At 54.4% G+C, this 16,287-nt stretch carries 16 protein-coding genes and 1 pseudogene; 16 read left to right on the forward strand and 1 reads right to left on the reverse strand.

What is annotated here, in order from left to right; all coding sequences use genetic code 11:
- Positions 1 to 9: 9 nt before the first annotated feature.
- The 12 genes from Q0859_RS06745 (at position 10) to Q0859_RS06800 (ending at position 12,717) form a co-directional block, all read left to right on the forward strand.
- Positions 10 to 216, forward strand: coding sequence for a hypothetical protein (locus tag Q0859_RS06745; RefSeq protein ID WP_040180084.1), 207 nt, complete (start codon positions 10 to 12; stop codon positions 214 to 216).
- Positions 213 to 422 carry a hypothetical protein gene (locus Q0859_RS06750; protein ID WP_040180081.1) on the forward strand — a complete coding sequence of 70 codons (210 nt, stop codon included), beginning with the start codon at positions 213 to 215 and terminating at the stop codon, positions 420 to 422. The genes Q0859_RS06745 and Q0859_RS06750 overlap by 4 nt, the downstream gene beginning before the upstream one ends.
- A complete protein-coding gene (locus tag Q0859_RS06755) occupies positions 416 to 1,435 on the forward strand; it encodes a tyrosine-type recombinase/integrase (protein WP_040180079.1) in 1,020 nt (339 codons plus the stop codon). The genes Q0859_RS06750 and Q0859_RS06755 overlap by 7 nt, the downstream gene beginning before the upstream one ends.
- A gap of 383 nt (positions 1,436 to 1,818) precedes the next feature.
- Positions 1,819 to 2,682 (forward strand): hypothetical protein, encoded by an 864-nt coding sequence (locus Q0859_RS06760; protein ID WP_299148973.1) that lies wholly within the window; start codon positions 1,819 to 1,821, stop codon positions 2,680 to 2,682.
- A gap of 140 nt (positions 2,683 to 2,822) precedes the next feature.
- Entirely contained in the window at positions 2,823 to 3,074 is a 252-nt protein-coding gene (locus tag Q0859_RS06765) for a helix-turn-helix transcriptional regulator (RefSeq protein ID WP_299148975.1), read from the forward strand.
- A gap of 1 nt (position 3,075) precedes the next feature.
- The gene (locus Q0859_RS06770; RefSeq protein WP_299148977.1) at positions 3,076 to 4,377 is read left to right on the forward strand and encodes a type II toxin-antitoxin system HipA family toxin; all 1,302 of its coding nucleotides are present in this window, start codon (positions 3,076 to 3,078) and stop codon (positions 4,375 to 4,377) included.
- A 74-nt stretch (positions 4,378 to 4,451) separates the two neighbouring features.
- Entirely contained in the window at positions 4,452 to 5,525 is a 1,074-nt protein-coding gene (locus Q0859_RS06775; RefSeq protein WP_299148979.1) for a hypothetical protein, read from the forward strand.
- A gap of 248 nt (positions 5,526 to 5,773) precedes the next feature.
- Complete coding sequence (locus tag Q0859_RS06780; RefSeq protein WP_299148981.1) at positions 5,774 to 5,971, forward strand: hypothetical protein; 198 nt, start codon at positions 5,774 to 5,776, stop codon at positions 5,969 to 5,971.
- Positions 5,972 to 6,104: 133 nt separating this feature from the next.
- Positions 6,105 to 8,837: a DNA methyltransferase gene (locus Q0859_RS06785; RefSeq protein WP_299148983.1), complete on the forward strand. Its 2,733-nt coding sequence runs from the start codon at positions 6,105 to 6,107 to the stop codon at positions 8,835 to 8,837.
- Complete coding sequence (locus Q0859_RS06790) at positions 8,834 to 9,487, forward strand: hypothetical protein (protein ID WP_299148985.1); 654 nt, start codon at positions 8,834 to 8,836, stop codon at positions 9,485 to 9,487. Before Q0859_RS06785 ends, Q0859_RS06790 begins: the two co-directional genes overlap by 4 nt.
- A complete protein-coding gene (locus Q0859_RS06795) occupies positions 9,477 to 11,531 on the forward strand; it encodes a pseudomurein-binding repeat-containing protein (protein WP_299148987.1) in 2,055 nt (684 codons plus the stop codon). Before Q0859_RS06790 ends, Q0859_RS06795 begins: the two co-directional genes overlap by 11 nt.
- A complete protein-coding gene (locus Q0859_RS06800) occupies positions 11,524 to 12,717 on the forward strand; it encodes a GIY-YIG nuclease family protein (RefSeq protein ID WP_299148989.1) in 1,194 nt (397 codons plus the stop codon). Before Q0859_RS06795 ends, Q0859_RS06800 begins: the two co-directional genes overlap by 8 nt.
- Before the next feature lie 376 nt (positions 12,718 to 13,093).
- Here the strand turns inward: Q0859_RS06800 and Q0859_RS06805 are convergent, their stop codons facing one another.
- Positions 13,094 to 14,011, reverse strand: coding sequence for a hypothetical protein (locus Q0859_RS06805; RefSeq protein ID WP_299148991.1), 918 nt, complete (start codon positions 14,009 to 14,011; stop codon positions 13,094 to 13,096).
- A 657-nt stretch (positions 14,012 to 14,668) separates the two neighbouring features.
- On the opposite strand from Q0859_RS06805, the gene Q0859_RS06810 reads away from it, so the two are divergent.
- From Q0859_RS06810 to Q0859_RS06825, 4 genes and pseudogenes are all read left to right on the forward strand, one after another.
- Entirely contained in the window at positions 14,669 to 15,547 is an 879-nt protein-coding gene (locus tag Q0859_RS06810) for a zincin-like metallopeptidase domain-containing protein (protein WP_299148993.1), read from the forward strand.
- Entirely contained in the window at positions 15,544 to 15,747 is a 204-nt protein-coding gene (locus Q0859_RS06815) for a hypothetical protein (RefSeq protein ID WP_299148995.1), read from the forward strand. Before Q0859_RS06810 ends, Q0859_RS06815 begins: the two co-directional genes overlap by 4 nt.
- Positions 15,744 to 15,932: pseudogene (locus Q0859_RS06820) on the forward strand (hypothetical protein); the annotation flags it as partial. The gene Q0859_RS06815 and the pseudogene Q0859_RS06820, both read left to right, overlap by 4 nt.
- Before the next feature lie 22 nt (positions 15,933 to 15,954).
- Positions 15,955 to 16,236 carry a hypothetical protein gene (locus Q0859_RS06825; RefSeq protein ID WP_299148997.1) on the forward strand — a complete coding sequence of 94 codons (282 nt, stop codon included), beginning with the start codon at positions 15,955 to 15,957 and terminating at the stop codon, positions 16,234 to 16,236.
- Positions 16,237 to 16,287: the final 51 nt, after the last annotated feature.

A 16,287-nucleotide genomic window follows, 5' to 3' on the forward strand; every position in this document is an offset into this window, starting at 1 on the left:
AGGTGAATTGTGACCAAAACTCTCGAAACACCCAAAGAACTGGCCGAGCGTGTCGGGCTGCCTGTCACCAACATTCGGTATCTGATCCGCGAGGATATGCTGGATCATATTTTCACCGCCCCCGGCAAACGTAACCCCAAGATCCCGAACGGTGCGTGGGAGAGGTATATTGCGCAGTTTACGGTCAAGGCGCAGGTAAAGGGGGCGGGATCATGAGGCCGAAGACCCCGCTCATGGCCAGTGAAACCACCGCCGCGCGCCTGCTGGATCTGGGGGCAAAGCAGTTCAGATATTTGGTGGATGAAGGGTATTTGCCGAAAGGGTATGAAATCGCCCCCGGCGTCGTGCGTTGGGACACAGATACGTTGAAGCAGATCTCAAATGGTGAGGTTGGTGAAGTTCAGGGATCAATTGAATGGTGATCCGGCGCAAGAAATACCTGTGGCGGCATTCGTCCGGTCGCTGGTATGTGCGCAAATGCGTCAACGGCAAGATGATCTATCTTGGGCGCATCACGGCGGAGGAAGGCACCGCCGATTTTGACCACCAGTATTGGGAAATCGTGAGTGGCAAGAGGGCGGAGGTGAAAACCTCATGGACCGCACTGATTGCCGCTATGCGCGAAACCGACAAATGGGCAGGCTTCTCGCCCCGGTATCGCAAGGATTTGGAACCTGTTTTTGAATATTTGACCGAGAAAATTGGCAAGGCGGACGTAGCTCGTCTGACACAAGCTGATATTTACGATGCGATGGAAAAGAACCGGCACCGGGTTCGGTTCGCGAATTACATCCCGACCGCGATCAGCATGTTGTCCAAGCTGGCGATCCGCAAACGGTGGCGCAGGGACAATCCCGCGATTGATATCGAACCGCTCAAAGTTCCGAAGGCGCGCAAAAAGCCGCATATCCCTTGGGCCGATTGGGCGGTGGAGAAGATGCGGGAGGAAGGGAAGCCACTGCCTCTTCTGATTTTCGAGATTGGCGTGGGCAGTGTGCAGCGCCCCGGTGATTGGGTGGATTTCCAGTGGGGCGATTATGATGGCGAAACTCTGAAGCTGCGCCAGAACAAAACCGGCAAACCTTTGTTGTTGCCGTGCACTGAGGCGTTGAAGAAAGCCTTGGATCAGGCGAAGGCCGAGCTGGGATTCGCCCCGCATCCTTCACGGCACATCCTGACGCGCGCAGATGGTTCTGCGATGGATTATCACGCGATGGCGCGGGTAATGGTGCGAGAGCGTAAGCGGCTGGGCCTGATGGACTTTGATCAACACGCGTTGCGCTATCGGGGTGTGATGGAACTGGCGTGGGCTGGCTGCACCGACGACGAGATTGCCAGCTTCAGCGGCCATACATCCAAAGCCATGATCATCAAATATGCAGGCGAAGCGCGGCAAATCATGCGAGCGCGTCAGGCGGCAGCAAAGCGCAAATGACCCCGAACAGAACAGGCACAGAACGTGAAACTGATACTAGAGGTGATACCCAATGAGCAGAAAAATCCATAACACATTGATTTTATTGGAGGCGAGTACCGGAATCGAACCGGTGTACACGGATTTGCAATCCAGAAAGAGATAAAGCAAAAACAACGGCTTAGGGGTGCAAAATGCCCCCTGACAAAAAGTGAACAAAAAGCGAAAGTTTCAAAGCCAAATTCGCCGGTCCAAAACGAAAAAGGCCCCGTCACAGCGGCAACTGTGAACCGGGGCCAAATAGAAAAAGCCTGTCAGCTTTCGAAGCACATTAGCATGGGCCAGTGCTGCACCGCAAATGCTCTGTCGGCTTTTTCGTGGCCTCTGACCGGTGAGGCGATCCAATGAGCTGGCGCATCGCAAATGAATGCGCCGAGCGCCGCTTTGGCAGCGCTGCGCGCAAGCAGATCATCATGTTTCTGGCCGATAAAGCGAGCGATGATGGCTCGGGCATCTGGTGCTCCAAGGGGACGATCCAGCGCCACACAGAGCTTAGCGAGAGCACGGTGAAGCGCACCATCATCGACTTCCTGCGCGAAGGCATTCTGATCGAAACAGGGCGACGGCACTGCAAGAACGGCTACACCGTCATTTACTGCATCGTTCTGGAGCGGGTCGCCACGCTCGAACCCACAGCTGAGCCCGACATTCAGACGGGGGTCACTGTGGACCCCGTCCAGCCTGACCCAGGTACGGGGTCCACGGTGAACGGGGTACGGGGTTCACGGTGGACCCCAAACCATCCTAAAACCATCCATAAACCACCTACGCGCAGGCGCGAGGCGGCGGCGGAGGTTGAAGATCTTGAAGCTGAGAAGATCTTGGCAGCCTATCCCGAAGACAGGGTCCGAGACCGGCGAACCAGTCTGCGCCTAATCGCTGTGGCTTTGAAGGCCGGGGTAGAGCCCGATGATCTGAAGCAGGTTGTCAAAGCCTACGCGACGGAAAGCGAGGGCTACACGCGCAGCAAGGTTTGTTTCTCAGACAACTGGTTCAAGATGCGCCGATGGGAGAAGGGGTTTGCCCAGGTGCATGCCGACCGCGAGAAGGCGCGAGAGGCCGAAGCCAAAGGCCGTGCGAGCCTCGCCGAGTGGATTCAAGAGCGTCATCCCTTGTGCCGCCACATCACCAACCGGCAGATCGAGGATTTGATAGCGTCAAAGCTGGTGACGCCCGAGCAGGTGCGCGCGGCGGGGCTGCAGGCGTGAGAGCATTGGCGAAGTCTGTGGATGCAGCTACCAATGCTGCGGATTCTTATGGTGCTCAGATCATATTGTTGGCTTATGACTTGGGGATCATATTGACAATTTATGACCTATGGGTCATACGTAGTGGCAGGAGAACCGCCATGAAGCACCTAGTTCGTACATCAAAAAACTTGGGCCACGCAATTCGTCAGGCTCGGAAGGCAATGAACCTTACCCAGAAGGAACTCGCCTCGATGAGCGGTGTCTGGCAAGAGACAATTTCCAAGATCGAGAACGGCAGCGGCGGAACCAAGCTGGAAACAGTATTCGATTTGATCGCGGCCTTGGAGCTCGAAATTACGGTGACCGAGCGCAGCAAAGGCACATCAGACGGGCTAGAGGACATCTTCTGACATGGGCCGCAAGCGCAGCTACATACCGCTGAACGTTTTCCTGAACTCGCGGCTCGTCGGTCAGTTGGTACGTGAGTCCTCAGGCGGAGTCAGTTTCGCCTATGCACGTGACTGGCTCGAATGGGAGCACCGGATGCCAGTCTCTTTGTCGTTGCCATTGCAGGAGAACCGGTACAGCGGCGCACCTGTGATGGCCGTCTTTGACAACCTGTTGCCCGACAGTGACCTCATCCGTCGAAGGGTCGCGGAACGCGTCGGGGCCGAAGGCGTCGATGCCTTCAGCTTGCTGTCGCAAATCGGGCGCGATTGCATTGGTGCGCTGCAGTTTCTTCCTGATGGGCAAGAGCCCCAGCCAATGTCTGTGTTGACTGGAGAACCCGTTGACGAGGCGCAGATCGGGTCCATTTTGAGCGACCTCGACCTCGCGCCACTGGGTATCCGCCGCGAGAATGACTTCCGAATTTCTGTCGCTGGTGCGCAGGAGAAAACGGCGCTGCTTCGTAAAGACGGCCAGTGGATAGAGCCAACCGGTACGACGCCAACTACGCACATCATCAAGCCGCAAATCGGCAGGCTGCCTAACGGCATGGACCTGTCCGACAGCGTTGAAAACGAATACTTGTGCCTGAAGTTGATGGAAGCGTTTGGGCTTAGGGCTGCGAATGTCGAAATGGCTCAGTTTGGCGACAAGAAAGCCTTGGTGGTTGAGCGTTTTGATCGGCGCTGGACGTCTGATGGCCGCTTGATCCGTCTGCCGCAGGAGGATTGCTGTCAAGCATTGTCCGTTGTGCCTACCCAGAAGTACCAGAACGAGGGCGGCCCAGGAATCTCAGATATCATAGATCTATTGTTGGGAAGTGATGACCCCAACAAAGACCGGTACGACTTTTTCAAAGCGAATGTCCTGTTCTGGTTGCTGGGCGCGACAGACGGACATGGTAAGAACTTCAGCGTCAGCCTCTTACCCGGCGGTCGCTTTCGCATGACACCGCTATACGACGTTTTGACGGTGCAGCCGACTGTCGATGCGCGACAGATCGAGCGAAAGTACTTCAAACTGGCCATGAATTTCGGCAACTCAAACCACTACAAGGTTTCGAATATCGTTGGTCGGCACATCGTGGAGACCGGAGTTCAATCCGGCTTATCCCGCGCTGTCGTACAGGGCCTGTTCGAAGAACTGCAGGAGACCTCGCACGCGATCGTTGAGGCCACGTTCAACCTGCTTCCAGAGGATTTCCCAGAGTCGTTGCTTGCTTCGATCGATGGCGCGCTGAGGAGTCGCCTACCTCTTTTGAAGTAAGGTCGCAATAAAATTGCCCCTTTGAGAGCAATCTTAGAAGGAGCTTAAGTAATTGATTTTTAGGGCGGATGTTCGTGAGTAAATCCAAATTTGAGCTTAGTCTCGATGCTCTTAGAAAATTGTCGCTTTTTGTTTTGAACAGCTTGGCGGATCAGCCAAAAGAGTGGGTTGCTGTCGGCAAGGCTTATCAGGAATTGCACGGCTTTGGTGACGATCCGATCTTCAACCAGGTTTTCGTGCGCCTCTTCACTGTGATGAGAGACGAAATGTGGGTCGGGTCTCCACAGGAAGGGCCGAATTTTACGGTCGGCCTGACCTTCAAGGGGCAAACCGTCATCCGCCACGATGTGGAAATAGACGTAATCTACCAGCGCCACTTTCAATCATGGGCCAAGACTATTGAAACAGCTGCTAGAAAGCAGCGACATCTCGATCAACAGCGGGCAGCCAAAGAGCAAAAAGCCAAAAAGAGGTTGAAAAGGCGGAAATCAAAAGAAGCTCGCAGAGATGAAGACGTGAAGCGGCAAGCAAAAGCTCGTCATAAGCGAGAGATGTCATCACTCGTTGAAAGCGGAAAAAGAATTCGCTCTTCCCTGTCCAAGTCAAACAACGAGCAACTCCTAAACCTCTGGAAGGCAAATACATCCCGTGCAGCCAATTCGACAGGCCAAAAGAAAAACGAACACCTTTTGATTGTTTCAGCTGTCGAAAAGGAGTGGAGGCGAAGGGTCCGAGATTTGCCCGAAGTGGAAGCTTTCAAATGGCCAACCACAGATGTTGGAAGTGGTCATGGTGGTGGCGATTTCGAGAGGGCTGAGGAAAGCTTTCTGAAAGTGCTCGGATATACCGTTGGGAAAACAAATGGCTTGCCAGCATCAACACGGCAGTTGATACTAGATCGCTGCTTCTCGGGGCATCTTCCACCAGTCGAAGGGATTTCGGCGCTTCGAATGTGGGGCGAACCAAAGTCTGCTTTGAGGCTTAGAAAAATCGCTTATCACATTGCCGGTCTAGCGAAAAACTTCAAGAAAATGCAGTCACGCGGCTACGAGGATGCGATTTCGGATTGGGAAGACGATCTGAAGTACATGCATGACAAATATTACGTCCGTCATTTCGGCTTCAGTTGGCCAGGCCGTGGTCTCTAGTTCTGGTTCCTTTGAGGCTTGTGGAAGTTGCGCAGCAGTATTTTTTGGATGCCAGTTTTCGTTCTCACTGCCGTGTTTCTGATTGCTTAACATAAGCGGGCAGCCGTGTCAGACGCGGTGCAAGCCCCGCTTCAATAAGAAAATTCCCCTGCGCCAGCGCATTCCTCGCGAAGCAAGTTTCTCGCTGACAGCCCCTTGGTGCCAGCTTTGGTCATGTTCATCGAAACACTCAAAGTCAGGATCAACGAATGGCTACGCAAACTCTGAAACTGAACGTCAAATCCGGCGAAAAAGACGGAAAGAACTTCTGGGACCGCTGCGGCGTCCTCTTCGTCAACACCGACGACAGCGGCAACATCACGTCGATCAACGTCAAACACAGCATGTTCCACGACGTCGAAATGGTCGCCTTCCCACGCCGCGATGAAGATCCGGTCACCGAGTGATCGGTGCGCCGGGGCGGGTTGCCCGCCCCGGCCATACCTACGCCCCAAGGCGCTATGCAGGTTTTGCGGGTGCGAATCCCGCAAATAACCGCTAGCAATACAGAAAAACAATTTCGAGTAGGGACAACCTGTCGTGAATGCCGTTGAAATCGAAGAAGCCATTTCCGCGCTGGCGGAGCAACCGTTTGATGCGGTTGAATTTCCTTATGCTTTTCTGCTCGCCTTCGGCAACAAAGAAACCACGCTCAAACGCCTTCGCTCGGGCACATCGAACAAATCCGACCTGGACGGCGTTCTGCAAACGAACAACATTCACCTGAAATCCTGCGCGCCGGGCAGCGTGTCTGAAACGCTGGCGGCGCTTAAGTCCAGCCCTGCCACCTCCAAGGCCAAAGCGAAATTCCTCCTTGCGACGGATGGCGTCACCCTGGAAGCCGAGGATCTGAACACCGGCGAAACCATCGCCTGCGACTTCAAGGATTTCCCCGATCACTTCGGCTTCTTCCTTCCTCTTGCAGGCATCTCGACCGTCAAACAGATCCGCGAAAGCTCGTTTGATATCAAAGCCACGGGCCGCCTCAACCGCCTCTATGTCGAGCTGCTAAAAACCAACCCCGACTGGGGTACGGCAGAGCGCCGCCATGACATGAACCACTTCATGGCGCGGCTGATCTTTCTCTTCTTTGCCGAAGACACGTCGATCCTGAATGGCGAAGACCTGTTCACGGCGACTGTCACCCAGATGTCGGACAAGGACAGCTCGAACACGCACGAGGTGATCTCCGAGCTGTTCCGCGCCATGAACACCAAGATCGAGGACCGCGCGAGCGCGAACCTTCCCCGTTGGGCCGACACCTTCCCATACGTGAACGGCGGGCTGTTTTCGGGCAGCACTGAGGCCCCCAAATTCTCAAAGATCGCGCGCAGCTACTTGCTCCACATCGGCTCCCTCGACTGGACCAAGATCAACCCCGATATCTTCGGCTCCATGATTCAGGCCGTGGCCGATGACGAAGAACGCGGCGCATTGGGGATGCACTACACCTCTGTGCCCAACATCCTGAAGGTGCTGAACCCGCTCTTCCTTGATGACCTGAACGCGCAGCTTGAGGCGGCGGGGGACAACAAGCGCAAGCTCGACAACCTGCGCAAACGCATCTCGAAAATCCGCGTCTTTGATCCGGCTTGCGGGTCGGGCAACTTCCTTGTCATTGCCTACAAGGAAATGCGCGCCATTGAGGCGAAGATCAACGCCTATTGCGGCGAGCCCGATCGGCGCACGGATATCCCGCTGACGAACTATCGCGGGATTGAGCTACGCGATTTTCCGGCCGAGATCGCCCGCCTTGCGCTGATCATCGCGGAATACCAATGCGACGTGACCTATCGCGGGCACAAGGACGCTCTCGCCGCCTTCCTGCCGCTGGATGCGGAGAACTGGATCACCCAAGGCAATGCCCTGCGCCTGGATTGGCTGACCGTCTGCCCGCCGACGAGCCAAAAGGTCGATATGCGCGGCGAAGACTTGTTCATGTCCCCGCTGGAAAAGGCCCAAATCGACTTCAAGAATGAGGGCGGAGAGACCTACATTTGCGGCAACCCGCAATTCAAAGGAGCTCGAAAGCAAAGTGTTTCGCAGAAAGAAGAATTATCCAATTTGTTCGGCGGCCACAAAGACTTTAAGAACTGTGACTATGTGGTCGGTTGGTTTCTTAAGGCAGCCAACTACCTAGATTTTTGTGATGCAAGTTTCGCCTTTGTATCAACTAATTCGATAAGCCAAGGGGAACAGGTGGCTCACCTTTGGTCTAGAATTTTTGAGAAGGATCTAGAAATTGCCTTCGCACATCAAAGCTTTAAATGGCGCAATAATGCGTCGGACAATGCTGCTGTGCATTGCGCGATTCTGGGTGTCCGCAAAAAATCGTCCGATAGCAGCGCGCTTTATGGAAATGGAACTGTTCGGATAGTCCCATCTATTTCACCCTATCTAATAGCGGGAGATGAAACTGTTGTAACAGGGCGTAGTAAGCCAGTTTCTGCAGAAATGTCCTCGATGTCTTCTGGCAGTATGCCCCGTGATGGCGGGAATCTGATTTTAGCAGCTGAAGAAGCCCGTTCTCTGATAGCGCAGGATTCTAGGATGCGCGCGCTTGTACGGGATTTTGTCGGGTCTCAAGAACTAGCTAACTATAGAAATAGGAAGTGCCTTTGGATCGAAGACAAAGATCTTGATCTCGCTAACAGCGTTCAATTAGTCAAAGACCGTATTGATGAAGTAAGATCCTTTCGCGAGAGCTCTTCGGCAAAAACCACTCAGGGCTACGCCGCTATCCCACACAAATTTGCCCAACGGACGGAAGTAGCCGACCGCTTCTTCTCCGTAGCCAAAACTTCATCAGAAACCCGAGAATATCTGCCTGCTGACCTTTTTGACGCTGGAACGGTTGTGTCTGACGCGGCATTCGTTGTTTCATCTTGCAGCTTGTGGGAGTTTGGTATTGCAGTCTCCAAGCTGAAGGCTACTTGGGCTGCTACCGTGTGTGGCCGCTTGAAAACAGATATTAGGTATTCCAGTACATTGGGGTGGCATACTTTCCCGGTTCCTAAGCTCACCGAGAAAAACAAAGCGGATCTGACCCGCTGCGCCGAGGATATCCTATTGGCCCGCGAGGCGCATTTCCCCGCCACCATCGCCGACCTCTACAAACCCGACGCTATGCCCGAAAACCTCCGCGCCGCCCACGACCGCAACGACGAGGTCCTCGAACGCATCTACATCGGTCGCCGCTTCCGCAACGACACAGAGCGGCTGGAGAAGCTGTTTGAGCTCTACACCAAGATGACAACGAAGGTGGCGGTATGATCGAAGCAGTCTTTGGTTTGGTTGGCGTTGTCGTCGGGAGTTTTTTGACCATCGCGAAGGATGGGTTTGCATCGTGGAAACAGCGCAGGCGAGAGGGATCATATGCGGCGATCCGCCTGGTCTGTATCCTTCACGAATACGCCGACAAATGCGTAGATGTGGTGCAAGATGACGGAACCAGTCATGGTCAACCAGCAGGACGGACAGACGATGGGGAGGAGTACTATGTCGCGCAAGTTCGACAACCTGCACCACCTGAATATCCAGACGACATCGCCTGGCGGAGTTTGCCCGAAGGCCTGATGCATCAAGTTCTGGGCCTGCCGAACAAAGCACGGACCACTGACCGCTATATTGACGGTCAATCAGAGTATGCAGCCACTCCGCCGGACTATTCGGAGTTTTTTGAAGCCCGCCAAGAGGGGTATGCAAAGCTCGGCTACGATGCACTATGTCTCGCTGAGCAACTGTCGGAACGGTATCGGATCAAAGCCGTACACAAGGCAAACTTGGGGTCCGAATGGGATCCAAAAGCATTTATGGCTGAAAAGATTAAGTTTTTTGAAGAGCAAAGAGCTGAGATGAGGCGGCGGTTTGAGCAGCCTACATGCGATTTGCAGCCAATTTTAGGAAGCCGCAATGTCGAGTAAAAAATCTGTTCCCTCCGTTTCCGTCACCTACGCGCGGAACCGCAGTTCGACCACCTCGAACGAACTGGGCATGCGCAAGATGCAAGAGCGCGCCTATGAGATGCGCGGCGAGCAGTATTTGTTGATCAAATCGCCGCCTGCCTCGGGGAAATCGCGAGCGCTGATGTTCATCGCGCTCGATAAGCTGCACAATCAGGGTCTTAAACAGGCCATCGTGGTGGTGCCGGAAAAATCCATCGGGTCGAGCTTCAACGATGAGCCACTGAGCAAGTTCGGCTTTTGGGCTGACTGGCACGTCGAGCCGCAATGGAACTTGTGCAACGCCCCCGGCGGTGATGACGGCAAGGTTGGTGCTGTTGGGCGTTTTCTGGAAAGCGATGATCAGGTGCTGGTCTGCACACACGCGACGTTCCGCTTCGCCGTCGACAAGTTTGGGATCGAGGCCTTCGACGATCGTGTGATTGCAGTGGATGAATTCCACCACGTCTCGGCCAATCCCGACAACAAGCTTGGCGCGCATCTGGGCGCGTTCATTGCCCGCGACAAGGTGCATCTGGTCGCGATGACCGGGTCCTATTTCAGGGGCGATGCCGAAGCCGTCTTGTCGCCCGAGGATGAGGCCCGGTTTGAAACGGTCACCTACACTTACTATGAGCAGCTCAATGGCTATGAGCATCTGAAGACGCTCGACATCGGTTATTTCTTCTACACTGGGTCTTACGCTGACAGCATTCTGGAGGTTCTGGACCCCGCCGAGAAAACCATTGTCCACATCCCGAATGTGAATTCGCGCGAAAGCACCAAAGATAAGCACAAGGAGGTCGAACATATTATCGACAGCTTGGGTGAGTGGAAGGGGCTTGATCCTGAGACCGGGTTCCAATTGGTCGAGACGCCAGAGGGCCGCGTATTGCGCATTGCCGATCTGGTGGATGATGAGGCTGCGAAGCGTGACAAGGTGGCGAGCGCTCTGAAAGACCCTGCGCAGAAAAACAATCGCGACCATGTCGATATCATCATCGCGCTTGGCATGGCAAAAGAAGGGTTCGACTGGATCTGGTGTGAACATGCATTGACCGTTGGCTATCGCGCAAGCTTGACCGAGATCGTGCAAATTATCGGCCGCGCGACCCGCGATGCCGAAGGTAAAACGAAGGCGCGCTTCACCAACCTGATCGCGGAACCCGATGCGGGTGAAGAGGCCGTGACGGAGGCGGTCAACGACACGCTCAAGGCCATAGCGGCAAGTTTGCTGATGGAGCAGGTCTTGACCCCTCGCTTCAACTTCACGCCCAAGACGCCGACGAGTGGACCCGTCGAAGGGTTTGACTACGGTGAGGGCGGTTATGATCCCAACAAAGAAAACGTGGGGTTTGATGCGGCCACAGGGCAAATCCAGATGGAAATCAAAGGCCTTGCTGAACCCAAGAGCGAATTCGCACGGCGAATTTGTGATGAGGATCTGAACGAGGTAATAACGGCATTTGTTCAGGACAAAACGACGATTGAACGCGGGCTCTTTGACGAAGAGATGGTCCCGGAAGAGATCACGCAAGTGCGAATGGGCAAGATTGTCGGCACCAAGTTTCCAGAACTTGATGCGGAAGACCAAGAGGCTGTACGCCAGCATGCGATCGCGGCTCTGAACCTCACCCAGAAAGCGAAAGAAATCGCACTGTCAGGTGCAGATGCGGATGAAACTGGTGGCAACACGGCTTTGATTGATGGGGTGCGCAAATTTGTGATGGATGTACGTGAGTTGGATATTGATTTGATTGATCGGATCAACCCGTTCGGCGAGGCCTATTCCATCCTGGCAAAGACAATGAGCGAAGATAGCCTTAAACAGGTTCAGGCTGTCATATCGGCGAAAAAGGTAAAGCTATCGCCGGACGAGGCCCGAGACTTGGCCAAACGTGCAGTCAAGTTCAAGCAAGAGCGTGGCCGGTTGCCATCGATCACGTCTGCGGATGCCTGGGAAAAGAAAATGGCTGAAGGTGTCGCATTCCTTGCGCGCATGAAGCAGGAGGCTGCAAATGGCTAAAGGTTTCACCGACGAGGATGATGCGCTGCTCGCGGAACTCGGTGTAGAAATCGAGACCAAGAAGGTTGTCGCACGTACACCGCGAGAAGAACGTATCATTGCAGGATTTGAAGAAATCCAGCGGTTTGTTGACCAGAATGGGCGCGTCCCAGGTCACGGTGAGGACAAAGATATCTTTGAACGCCTATACGCGACTCGACTTGAACGGCTGCGTGAACTTGGCGAGGATAGAGATCTGATTTCAGATATGGACCATCAAGGGCTATTCGCCGCTAAAAATCCAGTCAAAGATGCCGACCTCGAGGATCTTGATGACGATGCATTGTTGGCAGAACTTGGCATCGCTGCGGAAGCGCCGTCCATTTCGGAACTGAAGCACGTTCGTTCTACGTCAGAAAAAAAAGCTGCCGAGGAGGTTGCTGGGCGTGAAAAGTGTGAAGATTTCGACACCTTCAAACCGCTCTTCGAACAGATCCAGAAGGAGCTGGATTCTGGCATAAGGGAAACGCGTAAGTTTGAGCTTAAGGCCGAGATCGAACCCGGCCGTTTCTTTATTGTCGGAGGACAAAAAGCTTATGTCGCGGAAATGGGCGACATAGAGCTTACGGACCACGGCCGAACAGACGCACGCCTGCGGGTGGTGTTCGACAACGGCACGCAAAGCAAGATGCTCATGCGGTCGCTCCAACGCGCGCTCAATGCGGATGGGGATGCTGGGCGTAGGATAACAGAGCCAAATGCAGGCCCGCTGTTTTCTGACGAAACCGCTGAAGGTGATGAAGCGAGCGGAACCATCTATGTGTTGCGAAGCCGTTCAGATCATCCATTGGTCGCCGCAAACCGAGAGCTTGTTCACAAGATTGGCGTGACGAGCAATGACGTTGAGAAGCGCATTGCGGGCGCGCAGCTTCAGACAACCTTCTTGATGGCCAAGGTTGATGTCGTGGCCACCTATGAGCTCTACAATATCAATCGCAGCAAGTTGGAAACACTTCTTCACCGGATTTTCGCGCCAGCCCAATTGGATATCGAGATTCCCGATCGACTTGGCCGACCGATGAAACCACGGGAATGGTTTTTGGTGCCATTGTTCGCCATCGAAGAGGCTGTTGAGCGGATCAAAGATGGCACGATTTCGCACTATGTTTATGATCCTAGCATCGCAGAATTAGTGCAGCGCGAATGATGTTTTTGAGCGGGTTTCGAAAATAAATGTCAAAAGCTGAGACCACTCCTTATCAACAAGTCGCCACTTCTTAGCTTGCCAGAGCTGTCGTTGGTTTGACCCTGATCCGTAAGTGAAGCCATGTCCCCATCGTTTGATCCTAGCTTGGCGACTGGCAACTTCCTCGCGGGCTGGTCGACATCTTCAGTTTTTCTTACCTTTCGGCAAGAGATTTGGCATACGCTGCCTTAAGGGGAGAACGGATGGAAATTTTGTGAACGAACGGTATCTAAAGCAGCTGATGAAAATTATCGCGGAACTAGCCGCGGTAGCCATCGCTGTTGTGCTCCTTCAGCTGTTCATCGGATGGGTCGGATTCGAAGCGGCTTGGCCGATACTACTGGGCGTCCTGATCGTTTTGATCGCCATCATCGCCGCTATGCGAAAGTAGAAACTCGGCCTGTTCTGGATTTTGTCGCCAAGAATGAACCTCGGAAACTGCGTATGATTTGTTCTGCCAAACTCCGTCTGCATATACCTGCGTCGTTTCAAGAGTGACATCTAATAAGACACCGCCTGCAAGCCTAAGTTTGGTAGTGCCGTTCAATAGCTGCTGTTGGAAGTTTTCATCAAGCATTTTGACTGAAATCTGATGGCCGTTTGAAAAGATGCGCCACTTCGCCTTGCTTTCGATTAAAGGGGCATTTGCCAGAACCACTTCGACACGCTCGGTCAATACACGTGGCTCTGGTTCACCATCCGGAGCCTGTTCAATTACTGCCCCCGAACGGTGCCCAAACTCTGATCGTGGCACGACAACAGCAGGGCGCTCCTCTTTTTCATTCGGGGCTGCACCGACACCCGTTATAGCTTGATCTGGTTCAACGGCGCGGTAGAATTCGCGACGTGGTGCAGTTACTGTTTCAGAACGTTCTACGTTTCGGACCGCGTCGGCGATCCTTTGAATGTCCTCATCGGAAAGGGTTTCTTCTTCACCGATAATGGCTTCGATGGCTTCATCCATCACCTTTCCTTGAATATGGCTGACAGCATTGGTGACTAAAACGGTTGCGACTATCAGCGCCAAGTCTCTAAGCCGTTCAGCGGTGACCAACCCCCGAAGCCCTGCAATGATCCTCAAGCTTCCGGGTGCGGAATACTGATAGACCATCGAAAACTCGACTCCGGGTTCCATCAAAAAGACAGTTTCCCCGGCCATCTTTTCAAATTGGACCATCGCTGCGCCAACTGCGCCGAGAGTGGGTCGTGCGTCGGGAGAAAGATCAAAGTAAATCGTAAGTGGTTGTTCAATCATGGCTTCTATCGAAAATCCGCTTGTGGGCTATTTCGAAGTCAATAGGCCCGGTTCAACCAGGCATTGCAATAAAAAAGCACTTCTTCGCCTACAGTGCTCGCGGCACTTTTCGTTGCCTTCCTTGTTTTGAACTGCTGACAAACGGCAACCGGCTTGAAGGCAGATTCTTTGTTTCCTGCCACACCACCAGATGACATCCAGAGGGCCCCAATCTGTGGGCCGCCTGCAGTAGTCTCTGATATGGAGCCCGCGCTTTCGCGCGCGGGCAATATTTCCCAAAAGACTGCACCGGGGTTCAACGGGCCGTTGGCCCGCTCACCCCGATCCAGGCATCATGCCTTTTTGTTCGGTCCGCCCAACATCCCTGACCGTGGCGGTCAACCTTAGTCCATCCCCAAAATCAGCCACCAATTTCCCCTGTCTCGCGGGCGAGCCATTCCTCGCGGAGCAAATTGGCGTCTGATTTTGGCGCAGACATTTTCTTCGCAAATGTGGCCGATTGACAGCCCCGTTCAGGGCCGTGGGTCGGGCTTTGCCCTCTCCCACTCTGTTCCGCCGAATACATGCGTATTCGGTCAGATCAAGTGGCCGAGGCGCAGCCCATCGGCGGAAGGGGGGGAAGCCTCATCCGCGTCACTTTGATCGAGGAGGCCACAAATGGCACCGAAGTTTGATGTTTATGCCCATGTCACCGACACCATTATTGCAGAAATCGAGGCAGGCACGCCGCCATGGCGCAAGCCGTGGACTGGGAGCGCGTCCGGCATTGCCTTGCCGACACGGCACAACGGCGAGGAATATCGCGGGATTAACATCCTGATGCTCTGGGTCATGGCAGCGAAGCATGGCTATGTTTCGAGCCGCTGGATGACCTACAAACAGGCGCAGGAACTGGGCGGTCAGGTCCGCAAAGGTGAATCGTCATCGACCGTGGTCAAATACGGGACGTTCACCCGAGAGAACGAGCTGGGGATTGAGGAAGAGCTGCCCTATGCGCGCGCCTATCGCGTGTTCAATGCGGATCAGATTGAGGGCTTGCCAGAGGATTACTACATCCGGCCCGAGGCCCCGCGCGACCTTGGCACGGCGGAAGATCCGGAGCTCGAGGCGTTTTTCAGCCAGACAGGGGCGGAGATCCTCACCAGTGACGACCCGCGCGCGTATTACAGCCCCGCCAAAGATCACATCCACATGCCGCCGATTGCCACGTTTCACGATGCGGTAGGCTATTATGGGACCTTGGCCCATGAGGTGATCCACTGGACTGGTAGCGAAAAGCGGTTGGAGCGGATCAAGAAATTTGCGAACCGCGAAGCCTATGCCTTTGAAGAGCTGGTGGCGGAAATCGGCGCTTGCTTCCTTGGGTCTCAGATTGGTGTTGCGCCGGAACTCGACCAAAGCGCCGCCTATGTTGAAGGTTGGTTGAAAGCGCTCAAAGAGGACAAAAGGGCGATTTTTCGCGCGGCGTCTGAAGCGCAAAAGGCCGCCGACTTTGTTTTGCAAGCAGCAGGTCAGAGCAAGGAGGTGGCAGCATGATCCCGGACTATCATAACGATGATTTTTCGACCGCACGCCTCGAAGACACTGTCAGCATAAGAAGCGCCGCGCGTGAAGCGCGCGCCACGCTCTACGCGGTGTTGAACCGACTCGAGCTGAACGATCTGGACGGCGAGGAACAGCCCTATATCGACGATTGTCTTGGGGCTCTCGCAATCCTTGAGGAGGCGCTGCGATGACTTTGGAAGAGATCAAAGCAGCAATGGACGCGGTTAACCGCGTTCACTGGGTCAACTGCGGGTATGTGGTGACGCGTGATGGCCTTGGGCAATACCTCATCACCTTCACGCGAAACGGGTCAGCTATCGGTTTGATCAGTCGGGATGGCACCCGCCTGAACGGCAAGTCTGACGAATTCTTCATCGAGGAAAGTGCAGAGGTTTGCCATGAAGTATTTTGAAGTCAGGAAGGCGGCCCGAGAGGGTCGCGCCAGCGTGCATCTTCATGGGTTCTGCAATCTACCCGATGGCGGGCAGGAGTATTGTGACGATCTGGCGCTAATCGATGGCTGGGCGATCTATGTCCGAGTTGAGACCCCGGACGACCCGCAACAGCCCTTTGATCTGCACGAGCTGCCGGATCATCAAACCTATGCCAGCGCCGAAGGCGCGGCCCGCGCAATAGCGCTGCAATTGCTTGGCGATTCTGAGGCGTGGAACCACGACTAGTGGTGCCATGCCTTTCGCATGTGGCCGGGCTTGGCCCGGCGGTCGCAGCCG

This window comes from uncultured Tateyamaria sp. (assembly GCF_947497045.1).
Lineage (GTDB): Bacteria > Pseudomonadota > Alphaproteobacteria > Rhodobacterales > Rhodobacteraceae > Tateyamaria.

Excerpts from the sequence above, each read along its gene's own strand:
- Q0859_RS06750 (WP_040180081.1), top strand. The coding sequence starts at position 213 with ATGAGGCCGAAGACCCCGCTCATGGCCAGTGAAACCACCGCCGCGCGC.
- Q0859_RS06755 (WP_040180079.1), top strand. The coding sequence starts at position 416 with ATGGTGATCCGGCGCAAGAAATACCTGTGGCGGCATTCGTCCGGTCGC.
- Q0859_RS06760 (WP_299148973.1), top strand. The coding sequence starts at position 1,819 with ATGAGCTGGCGCATCGCAAATGAATGCGCCGAGCGCCGCTTTGGCAGC.
- Q0859_RS06765 (WP_299148975.1), top strand. The coding sequence starts at position 2,823 with ATGAAGCACCTAGTTCGTACATCAAAAAACTTGGGCCACGCAATTCGT.
- Q0859_RS06770 (WP_299148977.1), top strand. The coding sequence starts at position 3,076 with ATGGGCCGCAAGCGCAGCTACATACCGCTGAACGTTTTCCTGAACTCG.
- Q0859_RS06780 (WP_299148981.1), top strand. The coding sequence starts at position 5,774 with ATGGCTACGCAAACTCTGAAACTGAACGTCAAATCCGGCGAAAAAGAC.
- Q0859_RS06790 (WP_299148985.1), top strand. The coding sequence starts at position 8,834 with ATGATCGAAGCAGTCTTTGGTTTGGTTGGCGTTGTCGTCGGGAGTTTT.
- Q0859_RS06795 (WP_299148987.1), top strand. The coding sequence starts at position 9,477 with ATGTCGAGTAAAAAATCTGTTCCCTCCGTTTCCGTCACCTACGCGCGG.
- Q0859_RS06800 (WP_299148989.1), top strand. The coding sequence starts at position 11,524 with ATGGCTAAAGGTTTCACCGACGAGGATGATGCGCTGCTCGCGGAACTC.
- Q0859_RS06805 (WP_299148991.1), bottom strand. The coding sequence starts at position 14,011 with ATGATTGAACAACCACTTACGATTTACTTTGATCTTTCTCCCGACGCA.
- Q0859_RS06810 (WP_299148993.1), top strand. The coding sequence starts at position 14,669 with ATGGCACCGAAGTTTGATGTTTATGCCCATGTCACCGACACCATTATT.
- Q0859_RS06815 (WP_299148995.1), top strand. The coding sequence starts at position 15,544 with ATGATCCCGGACTATCATAACGATGATTTTTCGACCGCACGCCTCGAA.
- Q0859_RS06825 (WP_299148997.1), top strand. The coding sequence starts at position 15,955 with ATGAAGTATTTTGAAGTCAGGAAGGCGGCCCGAGAGGGTCGCGCCAGC.